The sequence below is a fragment of the Desertivirga xinjiangensis genome (genome assembly GCF_024436435.1).
Lineage (GTDB): Bacteria > Bacteroidota > Bacteroidia > Sphingobacteriales > Sphingobacteriaceae > Desertivirga > Desertivirga xinjiangensis.
The window spans coordinates 200,995-215,268 of record NZ_JAFMZP010000002.1 but is presented as its reverse complement, the minus strand read 5'-3'; the positions used below and the strand labels follow the sequence as shown (position 1 = coordinate 215,268).

At 42.4% G+C, this 14,274-nt stretch carries 10 protein-coding genes; 4 read left to right on the top strand and 6 right to left on the bottom strand.

Annotated features, from left to right (window positions below):
- Positions 1-3: 3 nt before the first annotated feature.
- From J3P37_RS05740 to J3P37_RS05725, 4 genes are all read right to left on the bottom strand, one after another.
- Positions 4-2,139 carry a heparinase II/III domain-containing protein gene (locus J3P37_RS05740; protein ID WP_256010090.1) on the bottom strand — a complete coding sequence of 712 codons (2,136 nt, stop codon included), beginning with the start codon at positions 2,137-2,139 and terminating at the stop codon, positions 4-6.
- Between the two features lie 55 nt (positions 2,140-2,194).
- Positions 2,195-2,932 (bottom strand): FadR/GntR family transcriptional regulator, encoded by a 738-nt coding sequence (locus tag J3P37_RS05735; RefSeq protein ID WP_256010089.1) that lies wholly within the window; start codon positions 2,930-2,932, stop codon positions 2,195-2,197.
- Between the two features lie 70 nt (positions 2,933-3,002).
- Positions 3,003-4,334, bottom strand: a complete 1,332-nt coding sequence (locus J3P37_RS05730) for a polysaccharide lyase 6 family protein (RefSeq protein WP_256010088.1) — start codon at positions 4,332-4,334, stop codon at positions 3,003-3,005.
- Between the two features lie 359 nt (positions 4,335-4,693).
- Positions 4,694-7,921 carry a chondroitinase-B domain-containing protein gene (locus tag J3P37_RS05725; protein ID WP_256010087.1) on the bottom strand — a complete coding sequence of 1,076 codons (3,228 nt, stop codon included), beginning with the start codon at positions 7,919-7,921 and terminating at the stop codon, positions 4,694-4,696.
- 132 nt (positions 7,922-8,053) lie between these two features.
- On the opposite strand from J3P37_RS05725, the gene J3P37_RS05720 reads away from it, so the two are divergent.
- Complete coding sequence (locus J3P37_RS05720) at positions 8,054-8,641, top strand: TlpA family protein disulfide reductase (protein WP_256010086.1); 588 nt, start codon at positions 8,054-8,056, stop codon at positions 8,639-8,641.
- A 148-nt stretch (positions 8,642-8,789) separates the two neighbouring features.
- Here J3P37_RS05720 and ligD read toward each other — a convergent pair whose 3' ends face one another.
- Both ligD and J3P37_RS05710 read right to left on the bottom strand, forming a co-directional pair.
- Positions 8,790-10,889 carry a DNA ligase D gene (gene ligD, locus J3P37_RS05715; RefSeq protein WP_256010085.1) on the bottom strand — a complete coding sequence of 700 codons (2,100 nt, stop codon included), beginning with the start codon at positions 10,887-10,889 and terminating at the stop codon, positions 8,790-8,792.
- A gap of 29 nt (positions 10,890-10,918) precedes the next feature.
- Complete coding sequence (locus tag J3P37_RS05710; RefSeq protein WP_256010084.1) at positions 10,919-11,098, bottom strand: DUF3606 domain-containing protein; 180 nt, start codon at positions 11,096-11,098, stop codon at positions 10,919-10,921.
- 184 nt (positions 11,099-11,282) lie between these two features.
- Here J3P37_RS05710 and J3P37_RS05705 point away from each other — a divergent pair, with 184 nt between their 5' ends.
- The 3 genes from J3P37_RS05705 (at position 11,283) to J3P37_RS05695 (ending at position 14,257) form a co-directional block, all read left to right on the top strand.
- The gene (locus J3P37_RS05705) at positions 11,283-12,260 is read left to right on the top strand and encodes a glycosyltransferase (RefSeq protein ID WP_256010083.1); all 978 of its coding nucleotides are present in this window, start codon (positions 11,283-11,285) and stop codon (positions 12,258-12,260) included.
- 113 nt (positions 12,261-12,373) lie between these two features.
- Complete coding sequence (locus J3P37_RS05700) at positions 12,374-13,648, top strand: glycosyltransferase family 4 protein (protein WP_256010082.1); 1,275 nt, start codon at positions 12,374-12,376, stop codon at positions 13,646-13,648.
- A gap of 12 nt (positions 13,649-13,660) precedes the next feature.
- Complete coding sequence (locus tag J3P37_RS05695) at positions 13,661-14,257, top strand: D-glycero-alpha-D-manno-heptose-1,7-bisphosphate 7-phosphatase (protein ID WP_256010081.1); 597 nt, start codon at positions 13,661-13,663, stop codon at positions 14,255-14,257.
- The last annotated feature ends 17 nt before the right edge of the window (positions 14,258-14,274 follow it).

Below are 14,274 nucleotides of genomic sequence, written 5' to 3'. Positions count from 1 at the left end.
TGTCTATTTTATCTGTATGAAATTATTTTTGTCGTAGTAATTAAGCGTAAGGATGTAGGTCTTATTTTTAACTTTAAAACTGAATGTTGTTTGCTTTGCATCAGAATTCTGAATATTAATAGAGCTCAGTGAACTATTTGCTCCGTTGGTCACTTCAGCAATCGGGTCGGTGCCGCCATGATTTTCTGTGATAGAAATAAAAGTTTGATTAGCCGCTTTTGGCTGCGACAAAATAAAAGCTTTACTTTCAACCAGGTTCATCTCCGGATCATTAGCTCCCAATGAAACAAGCTTAACCTCAATCGGCGCAGCTGATGCAAAAGTGGTGGTGTAAAAGCTATTTGAGTTTAAAACCGTAATATATCCATTTCCTTCAGGGATTTCGTTCTTACTGTTAAGCCAAATATGCTGATAACCGTAATTGTCGCCTAAGGCCTTAAGATTGTCCTTAACTGCTGCGATTTTAAATGATGCGTCAACCATATGGCCTTTATACCAGAATGGCAGGTCATATTGATGTTCAGTTGCTGATTCTGCTTTATATATATCTACTAATAAAGGCTTCTTGAGCTCTTTAATTTTGATTAAAGCTGTTGTCCTCAACATCTGCACTCCAGGGTAAGCATTATTTTCCCTGGCACTTACCACCTGAATGTTATCTGTGGTTTTAAACTCTATCAATTCCGGATGGTGCTTCTCCGCAGCTTTCAGATTCGCTTTAAAGGCGGAAGTCTGATCGACAACGAGTGTATTATGGGCAACAGTTTGTTTTGCCCAGGTATTGTTCTCTTTGAGATAGCCTCCTCCTCCCTTAGTTTCGATATTGATAAATCGTGATGCGCCATAATCAGGGAAAACCTCGGTTCCGTTATCGTAATAGAGAATATTCAGACGGTCAAAATGACCATGACCGAGACCTTGTGAAGCGGCTTTAAACAATACACACTGCTGCTCTTTTAAAGTTCCATAACGTAGGATCCCAAGACCTCCTTCATCGCCGTGCTTTCCATCAGCTATCCATTGAGGCTGGTAACTGAAGTCCTGCGATTTCTTTTCAGCAATATCCCGGGCAACTTTCAACCCGGCATCAGAAACCACTACCTTCTTTTGTTTTTGGGCTATCGACAATAATCCTTTATCCCCTCCCATTTCTGCGTAAGCTATATCTACCGCATAAACTATTTCGTCGCTTTCAAAAGTTTTGCTCTTTATTGCATCGTTGATTGGGAAGAAATGACCGGTGCTGTAGGTTCCCTGGAGTGCAGTGTTGACTGCCTTCTTCAACAAACCGTTCCGGTAATCATAGATCTTCAACTCCGGCTGAAACTGGTTAATTGCTTTAGCAAAGAGGATGAACGGCAATAAAGCATAACGCTGATAATAGAACCCTTCCGTATAATAGCCATCAGGAGAAAACAACTCATTGATCTGTGCTAAAAAACCAGCTTTACCTTTTTTATCAGATCCTTTTAAAGCCATCTCCACATAATCAGGTTTATTTATTACATACCCAGTGAGTCCAACCGCAGCTACAGCCCAGGTTCCATGGTTATGGATCCTGTTAAAAGTTTCGTAGGAATCAACAGTAATATATTTTAGAACCGGTATAAAAAGATGTTCTTCAATTGTCTTACGATCCTTTGCGGGGATTGCATCGAACACCAGGTCGTATCCCTGAATTACATGCACCTGCCATACGCAATCATTCAAGTTTTGCCAAAAGATCCTGCCCGGAGGATTACTCGGATTACTTTTAGGATGGTTTGGCCATCTTTCATATTGCCCCGCATAATTTAATAAGATCTCCCTGACATACTGTGCATATTTCTTGTCCTGGCTTAATTGATAAGCAACGCCGCATGCCAGGATGTTCTGATAATTTTTCTTATGCTGTTCATGCGTAACACCTCCTCCTCCGTCTTTCGGAACCGGAACACTTATCGGAGCTCCAAGCGCCTTATCTGCCTGCTTAAGAACCTCTTTATAGGAATTTTGAAGCAAAGGATATTCCTGCAAGCCTTTTCTCACCGCATCGATATTCTGGCTGGTGAGCATAATATTGGGATGCTTCTGAGCGATAAGGCTTGATGGAAAGTAAAGACAAAACCCAACAATTACCACTTTTTTTAAGTAGTTCATTTCCTATTAGTTAAATTCCAGATTACGCTCTCAGGAGCGCCACTCTACATTTTGATTAGCTATTATTTATGAGCAGTTTCGCGGCAAAATCGGCTCTGCTTATTTGCAAAATTTCATCCAGGTGACCTGCCATGGCATTCTCGGCGGCATCGATATCTCCCGCTTTCAGAGCTTCAAAAATGGCTCTGTGTTCTTCGATCGCCGCCTTTCCCCTGTTATCTCCACAGATCTTGTTCTCCGTAATGTGTTTGATCAGGTCAGGAATAAGGTTAAGGATCATAGATTCTATAACTGAATTTTTTGTGGCCCTGGCAATCATCACATGGAAAAGCATATCCTCTTCCACGGCGCTTTCTCCATTATTTACCTTGGCTTCATAATCATTCATTGCCTGCTCAATGGCCTCTATATCCTCAGAAGACTTCCGCTCTGCGGCGAGTCGCACAGAATCCAGTTCCAGGTAATAACGGGCTTCAACCATAGCACTGAAGTCGTCTTTATTAAATTTGATAATGTCAGTTATCAAGCTGTCGATCACTTTAATACCAAGTCCCGAAACGTACGTACCACTTTGAGGATTGGTTTTTAACAGTCCATAAAATTCAAGTTTAAGGATGGCCTCACGTACATAGCTTCTCCCTACCCCGAATTTTTCTGATAAAGCCCTTTCTGCGGGTAATCTGTCGCCCGGTTTTAATTGACCTGAAACAATGAGTTGCTTGAGCTGACGAATAATTTTGTCTACAGGACTTTCAACCTGTATAGCTTGAATATTATCTATTAGTTCTTTCATGATTGGTCGACCAAATAATTGGTTTACCAAATATGGAGATTTCTTTGTCAATTGCAAAAAATATTTGAAATTAAAATTGGGACTTCTCCTTCCAGGAAGGTCCTACCGACGTGTCTATCCAGAAAGGCGTTTTTGTTTCTCCTTTAAGCTGCCAGATCCCTTCTGCTTTGTGCAGATCCTCAGACATTTTAACAAACCCTGTTTGTAACGAAGCGCCGCTTACCTGGTTATTTTCCAGAACAAGGTTTGTGGGATTATCTGTTTTGACAAGCAGCGAACCCGGATCTATAATATAATTATTCTTAACGCTCAAATTATCAGGTGCAACCTTTAGAAGTGCATCTTTACCAGCACCCAGAACAAAGGCCTCCCGGCAGTTTACGATAATATTTGATTGTACATCTGCGTTCTTTACCTGGAAATATTCATGAAGTTGAGGTTTCTCCAAACTGTTCATTACCGAGATAGCCGCCCTCAGATTCCTTCCTGGCAGGTCTTGCAAGTAGTTATGATGTACCTTATGGTTTTCACCGATGATACGAATACCGCCGGCATTTTTCTTACCGTTACCTAAAAGATAGTTGTAACTAACTTCGTTGTTGTTCCCATGCCTGAACGTTATTGTTCCTTCGCATTCATAAAAGAAATTATTGCTGATGAGATTATGACCTGATTTTATGGATATGATTTCCATTTCTCCATCGCACTTATCAAATATATTGTAAGCGACTTTCGTATAAGAATCATGCATCGACCATGTACTGGTACCTATCCTGATGGTTTCGCCACCGTTAGCTCCCAAAGGAGGGCGCGGTCCGAAATAATTGTGATCTATTTCGTGATAGTTGGGCTTATCATCCAGCCAAACCACCAAGGTTGTTCCCGAATGGCTTTTTCCGGTTAAAGAACAATGATCTAAACGATTATTTCTGCCGTATAAAGAGATCCACTTATAATCTGTTTGCTTATTTTGGGGATTGTAATTTTCGATACTCGTGTTGGTCAAACGGCAATTCGAAGAGTTTTTTGAAAAGATCACGACATCTTCTTTTAAAGAAAAGCCGTCCTTAAAAGCTAATCCGTCTACCATCAGCCAGGTCCCGTCTATTTTCAGATTAGAATTACCGGTTAGGAGCACTTCCCCCCTGGTTTCGGCTAAAAGCAGTATAGGTTTTTGGTGTGTACCCTTCCCCTTAAAATTTATCTGCTGGCTTTGCCAGTTTCCGTTGAGCATGATGACGGTATCACCGGGCAACAAACTTAAAGCATTTAATTCTGATGCATTTTTAACCAGGTATTTAGCAGGTTTCTGATCAACAGATTCAGGTCCACGAGTAAGGGAGGTTAAAAATAATTCGCTTGGCACACGCGACACGCGTGCGCCAGCATATGCGTTAAGCACTATTATAAATGCTAATAATTGACTATGTATAATTTTTTTAAAGATCATTATTCAGGGGCTAATCGTTGAAGCTGTGATTGCAATTTTTTACTTCTGTTCTTCAATTAAAAAATCGTTGAAACGTATCTCTTCATCCCGGAGATAAGAAGGTTCGAGTTGGCTCCGGTACATCCCCCATTTCGGGCGACAGGCCGTGGTTCCTTCTCGCCACAGGTCTACATTGTTCAATTTTTTTTGGTTGACCAAACATAGATAATTAATATGGTCGGCTGATGTCTTTTCGAAATTTGATTAACCGATATCGGCAGACCAACTCATATTGAAACTTTTTAGTGAAACTTATTGTATGAAACAAAAAACTAGTGCACTATTACTACCGAGTTCGATGACGATGTGCCATCAGCCAGTTGAAGTACAAGCTGATATACTCCTGAAGGGATCACTTGAACATCTAAGCTATGGGATACTGATGAAGTTTCTGCTTGAAGCACTGTATTTCCAGACATATTAACAAGCCGGACCTGAGCATTTGGCACATTTGCAGTGCTCATATCAATAGTCAGAATCCTTGATGCCGGATTTGGATAGACCTTAACGGTAGAAGATATTTTAACCACCCGCAAAGGTGAATATTCATATTTCCCGTCGAGATCCAGCATTTTTAAGCGGTAATAATTATTGCCGGTGACCGCATTTGAATGAGAAGTACGGTAGTGTTGTAATTGATCCTGAGCCGGTATAGTAGCAACTCTGATGAACGTCTTACCATCAGTACTCCACTCTACATCATATTGTTTCAGGTTCACCTGGTGGGCCACATTCCATGCAAGATTCACATCATTAAGCTTTCCCGAAGCGGTGAAGCTTAATAAACTCACCGGTAGCACTCCCTGATAACTGTAGTCGAAAGGGACGGCGGCGGGACCGACATATTTTTCACTTAATGCACTTACGACCAATGGAACTGAAGAAAACTCGTCTGCTCCTATGTCTTTGGTGCCGGTACGGGCCTGGCCTTCATAATCTACAGACGCTTCGGAAAAACTGCCTGTGGCCGCATCAATCGCCGGGCTTGTTGCTGACAGGCGCAATACGTGGTAGGCGATATCCTCATTACAATCCCCAGGCTTGGTACATGCAGGCTGAATTAACTGAGGATCTACCGTTCTGATCTGTGCAGCCGTGGCATTTATACCCAGAGATGAACTACCGGTCGGATACATAATATTATTAGAGAACGTAACTCCCGCCAGGGATTGAGTGCTAAATGACTTAATTATAGGCGTCTTATTTTCCACTACAATATTATTTGCAATAAGACAGTTGATTGGATATCTTGGATATTTCCCGTTATTATCGAAACCGATTTCAATGTTAGATTCGTTATTTACGAAGGTATTGAACGCTGCAATCAGGTTTTCAGGCAGGTAATGATCAGCCGTGCTGGTAGACGAATTTGTTACATCTCCATTAGTGATAGTCAAGGCAGCATCCCACTTAGATCCAGTTAAGCCATGAAAATAGTTATTGATCACCTTGTGATCCAGCCCGTAAACACGCACGCCTCCGCAGCCGATAGTGCTGCTTGATGTACTTCCGTCGGAGTTCGATACGGTAAACACCGCCGTCTTGCCTTCACCAAAGAAATGATTTCCTTCAGCTACGCTTCTGAAGCCCTGACGCAAACACAGGGTACCCAGGCAGCGCTGGAAAGTATTAAAACGAATAATATTATCGCAGGATTTAACCGATACGATTTCCGGATCACCGTCACAGTCCTGGAATAAATTATATTCCACCACAGTAAAACCGCTGCTTTTCGACAAGGTGCTCACCCCTATTCTGATACTCTCTTTTTCGTTTGCTGCACGAGGTCCGTTATTCTTGAACAAGTTATAACTTATAGTATCATATTGGGATTGCTGGTTGATGTTGCCATCGAGTAAAATGAACTTTCCGGGATGGGTTTTACCATCAAAAACATTATGATCAACCTTGTTGTGGCCAGATCTGAGGGGTAAAGTACTGCCAAAAGTATCACCGATATAAACCCAGTTGCATGAACCGGTTTCTGTCAGATTAAAACTATTTCCGGTTATGCGTACCCTGCTGCAGTTCAGAACTTTTATTCCCGTCCCAACAGAAGCGTTTTTAAATGAAAATCCTTTTATAGTAACATACTTTAAGCCATCGAGTTCCCATGTGGTATTGCCATTAATAACAGCCTGGCCCTGATTTTTCGCCACGATTAAAATTGGGCGCAGTTCACAGCCAGACCGGTTTATCTTAACACTGCCCATATTGTAAGATCCATCGGCAACCTCTATAATATCTCCCGGATTCATCGCATTCAGAGCATTTTTGAAATCAGTCACAGATGATACCGTTCTGACAACCGAAGGAGTATTGTTCTCTGTGATGTCTGCACCTATGGTAAGGCCTGAAGTTACCGTAAAGACCTTTGAAATCTGAGTACCTGAAAGATCTCCGGTCCAGCCATTAAACTGATAACAAGGTTCATAAGAAACCGTGGCAGTTACCTTTGTTTCTTTATAATATTTTCCATCCGACGACGCCGGTGATAAACTGATACTTCCATTAGCAGGTTGCACCAACATGATGCTAAACTGTGCCGGCGGATTGGCTGTATTAATTGTAACCTCTGCTCCTATTGTCATGTTGGATGTTACTGTGAAAGTCTTAGTAAGCTCTGTTCCCGAAAGGCTGCCTGTCCAACCCGCATTCAGATAACCTTGCGGAACAGTTAAGGTAGCAGTAACCTCATCATTGAGGTTATAGACAGTTTTTGAAGGACTTAAGGTAATTGTTCCGAATTCCGGCTGGGTAAGGGAGATAGTCCGGCTTGTTGATGAGGCTCCGAAAGAAACATCCGGAATAGGGTTGGTTCCTACGTAAAGGTCATCGATGTATACGTCCGAGCTGGCAATTTGTGTGTCTGTTGTCTGATTTATCCGGAGGGAATGATATTCCTTGATGCCGGCTTCCCTGGTACCACTCGCTGTTGGGGTATAGGTTTCTCTAAAGCTAAACTCCGTTTCCGACAATACACCATTGATGGCAACTCTATACTTCTCGGTAGCAAAATCCGCTTTAACGGAGATCCGTGTCCAGGTATCTGCCACCCAGGTTCCGACATTCACACCTGAACCACCATTATAAGCTTTAATTTTATTGTCGGTGGTATATTCAATTACAAAGATTCGTTTGGAGCTGCCCCCGAATAAATCGTAACCGGCTATAGCAATCCCCTTGGTAATAAACGAGACTGGGTTTACCCAGAAGTCGGCGTATATTTCACCTCGTAAACCAGTAACATTGCCTTCAAACGCCTTGTGATTGATAAGCAAGGCACTGTTGTCGGCTTGAAATCGAAGAGACAGGGATCCGGCTTTAGCCTTTGCACTAGTAACAGTTGCGTTGCCGCTACTCAGTATCCAGCTATTTTGACCATGGATACTTCCGGAACTGAACTGAGGAGATTCAAAAGAGGTTTGAACCGCCGTCTGCGCGCGCGGTGACGCATACAGCATACATGTTAGAAAAAATGCGAATAAAAAAGGTTTCATAATGGACTATTTGGTTTACCAATTATTGGTATACCAAATGTAATAATAATCTCTTTATAACAAACATTACATTCAGACATGATAAGATCGTATATAAAAGCGGTATCTTCGCAAAGACATGAAGGAAAAATTATGAGAAAATCGAGCCTTTCATTTTCAAACATCAGTACCATAGCCCTGGTTATCTTCGCACTTCTGATGTTATTCAGTCCGGAAAGTAAGGGATTGGTAATCAATGGCCTGATGAAAATAGGATTATTTCAGGCTGATTTTAAGGAAACTGATGCGCCGCAGCATTCAACTTATGCTTTATCTAACATCAGCTTCAAAGATTCAAATGGGAAAGAAGTAAGTATTGCAAGCTTAAAAGGCAAAGTACTACTGGTTAATTTTTGGGCGACCTGGTGCCCTCCCTGCCGGGCAGAAATGCCGTCTATAGAATCCCTTTATCAAAAATTTAAAGGCAATGATCAGGTAGCGTTTCTTATGGTCGATGTAGACGGTAATTCTAAAACCGCTAAAAAGTCCATGGATAAAAAGAAATATTCTCTGCCTGTGTTTACTCCGGCAAGCTCAATTCCAGAGAGCCTGATGAGCGGAAGTATACCAACTACCCTTATTATTAACAAAAAAGGGGAGCTGGTTTACCGCCATGAGGGAGCTGCTGATTTTAGCAGTGAAAAAGTAGTCGATTATTTCAGGATGCTCTTAAAAGAATAAGTTAAGTAAAAATATTTTTTGCTTTTTTTAAGTGAAAAAGTAGTCGATTACTTCAGGATGCTCTTAAAAGAATAAGTTAAGTAAAAATACTTTTTATGTTTTAAGCGAAAAAGTAGTTGATTATTTAGGGCGCTTCTGAAAGAATAAGCTAACTAAAAAGACTTTTTGCTTTTTTAACAGCAGCTTCAAGGTCTATCCCTTCACCCAACACTCCTTTAAACAGATCTCCTTCTGATTTTAAACGGTCCAAAGAATTGTGTATGGTAAAGTCGCACATGCTGAGTCCTGGCTTTACTTCATCCCAATGCAGGGGCATTGAAACTGTCGCTCCTGGCTTAGGACGTAAGGAATAAGGACCCGCGATGGTTGCACCCGGTCGGTTCTGCAGAAAATCAAGATACATTTTCCCTTTACGGTTAGCGATCATGCGCTCAACGCTGGTGAAGTCCGGGATCTGTTTGTGGACAATATTGGCTATCAGGCGACCGAACATCTGCGATTGATCATAGGTATACTTAGCGGCCAGGGGTATATAAATATGCATTCCTGTTGATCCTGAAGTTTTGCAATAGCAAGGTACATCCAATGCATCAAGCACTCGTTTAACCACTAAAGCTGCTTCAACCACCTGTTCAAAAGTGTTTTTATCCGGATCGAGATCTATAATGCAGTAATCCGGATTATCCGGCGACTTCACTTTTGAAAACCAGGGATTCATTTCTATGCACCCGAGAGAAGCCATCCATAACAAACTTGCTTCGTCTGTTCCCACTAAAAACTCTTTATGTTCACCATCGCTGGTGACATAAGGAAAAGTCTTCACCCATTCTGGCGCCTTGTCTTTGACATTTTTCTGGTAAAAACTGTTGCCATTAATCCCGTTAGGAAAGCGATTTAAAGACTGTGGACGATCTTTTAGATAAGGAAGAATAAACTCGGCAACCTGGTAATAATAATTAAACATGTCCCGTTTGGTGATTCCTTCTTTCGGCCAGTAGAGTTTACTCAGATTGGTAAACTTCAGGGTGCGACCACAGACCTCACGTACCTGGGTTTCATCTTTCGGGTTAAGAAGACTTTTACGCGTTATCCTGGGGGCCGAGATCATTTTCTGCTTTACAATCGCTGCCTCATCGTCTATCACTTCCAAAGTATGTTCGGCGGTTTCGCGCACAACTTCCCGGGCCTTTTTGTCATCACGCATGCCCTCAAAGGAAGGATGCCTGAACACTCCGTCGCTGGTTACTTCTGCAAAACTAACTTCGCACACCAATTCTGGTTTAAGCCAGGTAGCGTTGGCTTTTGGAGGATTAGGTCTGAATCTCGAGGGTTTATTATAGTCCGGAGTTTGCTCAAAAGGGCTATCAGGAACTATGAAAGGCTTAAAGGCTGCCATCATTTCCTTTTGTAACTTATCAGAGAAGCCGGTCCCTACCTTTCCTACATAGCGAAACTTGTTATTCTCGAACACTCCAAGGAGCAGCGAACTAAACAATTTTGATGATCCTTCATTGTTGGTAAAACCTCCTATCACTACTTCCTGACGCTGGTTCACCTTAATTTTCAGCCAGTCCTTAGAACGAAAATCGGGCAGATAAGAGCTATCTTTTCGTTTTGCTATAATGCCTTCCAGCCCCATCTTCTGTGCAGCGTTGAAGAACTCTGTACCGCTGGCATCAAAAACCTTGCTTTGCCTTATCCGGTCGTCGTTAGTTGGCAACACCTGCCTTAGCAGTTCCAGCCGTTTGCTTAACGGCAGTTCCATTAAACTTCTGCCCTCAAGCCAGAGGATGTCGAATACATAAAAGACCAGCTCCCCGTCTGCCTCACTTCTCCAGTTTTGCAGGGCACTAAAATCTGAGGTGCCGTTTTTTTTCAGTACCATAATTTCTCCATCGAGCACGACGTTGATAGTCCAGCTTTGCAACAAGCTGTGTATTGAATAAAACTTTTCATTAAACGACTTGCGATTTCTTGACTGCAGCTCCACTTCGCCGTCACTAATAAAAGCCAATGCACGATAGCCGTCCCACTTAACTTCGTAAAGCCAGTTTTCATCGTCAAAAGGCGCATTTACCAGTGTTGCCAGCATCGGTTTTAAATTCAGCGGCATGGGGGTTTCAGGAGCATCTGCCAGGTATTCTGTTATTGTTTGTGAAGTCTTCGCCTCAGCTGCAGAAATTTTCATCGTGTTAGATGCTTTTGCTTTGGCTGCTGACTGTTTTGTTTTTCCTATCGTTTTTCCCATAGACAACAAAGCCCCTTTCGGGGCTCCTCCTATTTATTTTTCTCCTTAATGTACTTTTCGATATCCTTCCGGTCATTAGAACCGGTAGCTCTCTTCGCTCCGGTTATAGCCTGAACACTAACGTTTAATTTTTCAGCGAGATATTTTACTTCGTACGGCTGGGAAGAGTTCACTTCCCTCCTTTCTGTTTTCGATCCTCTTGTCGCCATAGATATATGTTTTGCTTAATTAACATCAGAGCCTGCATAATGGTTTTAGACCGCGGGAAGTACGTTTTTTTCTTTTAACTGAAACATTAGGAAGCGTTCGTTTGTCAGACACTTACATCTATTTATAATTCTGGTTTATTAATCAGTAATGTAATTTCTTGCAAATTATTGATCTATAAAAATTATGCAGCAAAAAAGACCCCGGATTTTCACATGGCATATCCATGGCAGTTATCTCTTTTATTTATCCCAAGGCAACTATGACATTTTTATTCCTGTAAAAGAAGAAAAAACTGAGGGTTACTATGGCAGGGGCGAAACATTTCCTTTTGGTGCTAACGTTATTGAAGTTCCTGTAAGTCAGGTAAAAGATACAGAATTTGACTGCATCCTTTTTCAAACCAACAAAAATTACCTGGAAGATCAGTTTGAAATTTTATCAGCAGAACAAAGGGAACTTCCAAAAATTTATTTGGAGCATGATCCGCCGCGGCAGCATCCTACAGATACCAGGCACGCAGTAAACGACGCCGACATCCTCCTGGTGCACGTAACCCATTTCAACCGGCTAATGTGGGATAATAATTCTACTCCAACCAAGGTAATCGAGCACGGTGTGAGCACACCGGATATCACCTGCAGCGGTGAACTGGAGAAAGGGATAGTGGTGATCAACAACCTGCCTTCAAGAGGACGTCTTTTAGGCTGGGACATCTTCCAGGAAGTAAAAAAACATGTACCACTAGATCTTATTGGTATGGGAACAGAAGGACACGGACTGGGAGAAGTCTTGCATCCGCAGCTTCCTGAATTTATTAGTAAATACCGTTTCTTTTTTAACCCCATCCGCTATACAAGTCACGGCCTGGCAGTCTGTGAGGCTATGATGCTTGGCATACCCGTGATTGCCATGGCAACTACCGAGATGCCGATTGTTATTCAAAATGACCGCAATGGGTTTATTCATACGGACATAGCAGTGCTCGTTTCCAAGATGAAAGAGTTGCTGAAAAATAAACAGCAGGCTCTCGACATGGGCGCCCAGGGCAGAGCGACTGTCTTAAACCGCTATAATATTAAACGCTTTATTGAAGATTGGGAAGAAACTTTTAAACAGGTGATCGCCCGTAAAGAAAGTATGCAGAACTTAATTATGATCTGAAGATCATCTCAGTAATTAAGATATCATAAATAGACAAATGAAATATCACGAGTCATCCTTCAAAACGGGATGTTATGCACGTGACAGCTTCATTGTTCGTAAAAAAAATACCTATGAAGAAGAAAATTGCATTTATCAGTGAGCATGCCTCCCCCCTGGCAACACTTGGTGGTGTAGATAGTGGCGGACAGAATGTTTATGTTGCCGAACTGGCCAAACATCTGGCAAGTGCCGGCTATCAAATTGATATTTTTACAAGAAGGGAGGATCAAAACCAGTCGTACATAACGAATTGGCTGCCGGGTATCCGGGTAATACATATTGAAGCTGGTCCTGCGACCTGCGTTGCCAAGGAAGAGCTACTGCAGTATATGCCGCAGTTCACTAAAAACATGTCATCGTTCATCAGGACAGAGCAAATCAATTATGAAGTAATTCACGCAAATTTCTGGATGTCGGGCCTCGTTGCCTGCGATTTGAAAGAGATCTTCGATATCCCTTTTGTAATAACCTTTCATGCATTAGGTTATGTACGCAAGCTCTACCAGAAGGATGTGGACAAATTTCCAGCCTGTCGTATCGATGTTGAAAAGCATGTTGCGGCTAATGCGGATGTGATCATAGCGGAATGTCCGCAGGACCGGGAGGACCTTATCAACTATTACGGTGCTAATGCTCAAAAGATCACGATCATTCCATGCGGATTCAGCAAGAAAGAGTTTTACCCTGTCAATAAAACTGAAGCGCGGAAGCAACTGGGCCTGGATCCGGATGCAAACATTATCCTTCAGCTGGGGCGGATGGTTCCCCGAAAGGGAATTGACAATGTGATCAGAGCTGCGGCAAAACTGAAAAACGGCAATAAACCTTTGCAGCTGTTAATTGTTGGGGGAGACACCGATATTCCTGATCCGGAAAAAAGCCCGGAATTGAAAAGACTGATGGATATTGCCCGCAAAGAAAATATACTAAACAGTGTGCATTTTACCGGAAGAAAAAATAGATCTGAGCTGAAATATTATTATTCTGCCGCTGATATTTTTATCACAACTCCCTGGTATGAACCCTTTGGAATAACACCACTTGAATCGATGGCTTGCGGCACGCCGGTGATCGGGTCGGACGTTGGTGGAATAAAATATAGCGTAGCGCCGGGAGAAACGGGATTTTTGGTAGAACCAGACAACCCACAGGCCCTGGCTGATAAAATCGACTTTTTGTTGAACGATAACCAGCTCTTGTCAAGCATGCAGCACAATTCCATTGAACGTGTAAATAAACAATTTACCTGGGCAAGGGTTGCTTCTATGGCTGCAGCCCTTTACGAACAATTAGGTGCTGCTGTTGCGCATCCGGCAGTAAGGCACAGGCAGCAAACAGCCGCTTAAAATTAGCGAGAGATGCGTAAGGCTGTTTTTTTGGATAAGGACGGCACACTTATTAAGGACGTTCCTTATAATGTTAAACCCGAACTGATCACTTTGGAGGATAATTGTATTGAAGGATTGCAGGCACTGCAACAGAATGACTTCCTTTTAATTATTGTATCTAACCAGGCCGGAGTGGCTCATGGCTTTTTTAGGGAAGAAGATCTTTCAGGCGTAAAAAGCAGGATTGAGAACCTGCTGGGCGGCCATTCGGTTTATCTGAATGGCTTTTACTATTGTCCTAATCACCCTGAGGGAGCTGTTGAGCGTTACCGGCTTGACTGCGGCAATAGAAAGCCGGCACCCGGTATGTTGCTGCAGGCAGCAGAAGAATTAAATATAGATCTCTCCTCCTCCTGGATGCTGGGAGATATTTTACATGATGTGGAGGCCGGCAACAGGGCCGGATGTAAAAGTATTTTAATTAACAACGGCAATGAAACTGAATGGCTTTGGAATGAAGTGAACCATCCCCAGTTTATGGCCGACAATATAAACCAGGCTGCAGAATTTATTCTGAACAGCCAAGCAAAAAACCTTCATGAGCGGAAACTCACATACCGAGGATGAAAGTGGTTTGAAGGTTC

Coding starts and splice junctions, on each gene's coding strand:
- J3P37_RS05710 (WP_256010084.1), bottom strand. CDS start 11,098: ATGGCGACAAGAGGATCGAAAACAGAAAGGAGGGAAGTGAACTCTTCC.
- J3P37_RS05705 (WP_256010083.1), top strand. CDS start 11,283: ATGCAGCAAAAAAGACCCCGGATTTTCACATGGCATATCCATGGCAGT.
- J3P37_RS05725 (WP_256010087.1), bottom strand. CDS start 7,921: ATGAAACCTTTTTTATTCGCATTTTTTCTAACATGTATGCTGTATGCG.
- J3P37_RS05720 (WP_256010086.1), top strand. CDS start 8,054: ATGAGAAAATCGAGCCTTTCATTTTCAAACATCAGTACCATAGCCCTG.
- ligD (WP_256010085.1), bottom strand. CDS start 10,889: ATGGGAAAAACGATAGGAAAAACAAAACAGTCAGCAGCCAAAGCAAAA.
- J3P37_RS05735 (WP_256010089.1), bottom strand. CDS start 2,932: ATGAAAGAACTAATAGATAATATTCAAGCTATACAGGTTGAAAGTCCT.
- J3P37_RS05740 (WP_256010090.1), bottom strand. CDS start 2,139: ATGAACTACTTAAAAAAAGTGGTAATTGTTGGGTTTTGTCTTTACTTT.
- J3P37_RS05700 (WP_256010082.1), top strand. CDS start 12,374: ATGAAGAAGAAAATTGCATTTATCAGTGAGCATGCCTCCCCCCTGGCA.
- J3P37_RS05695 (WP_256010081.1), top strand. CDS start 13,661: ATGCGTAAGGCTGTTTTTTTGGATAAGGACGGCACACTTATTAAGGAC.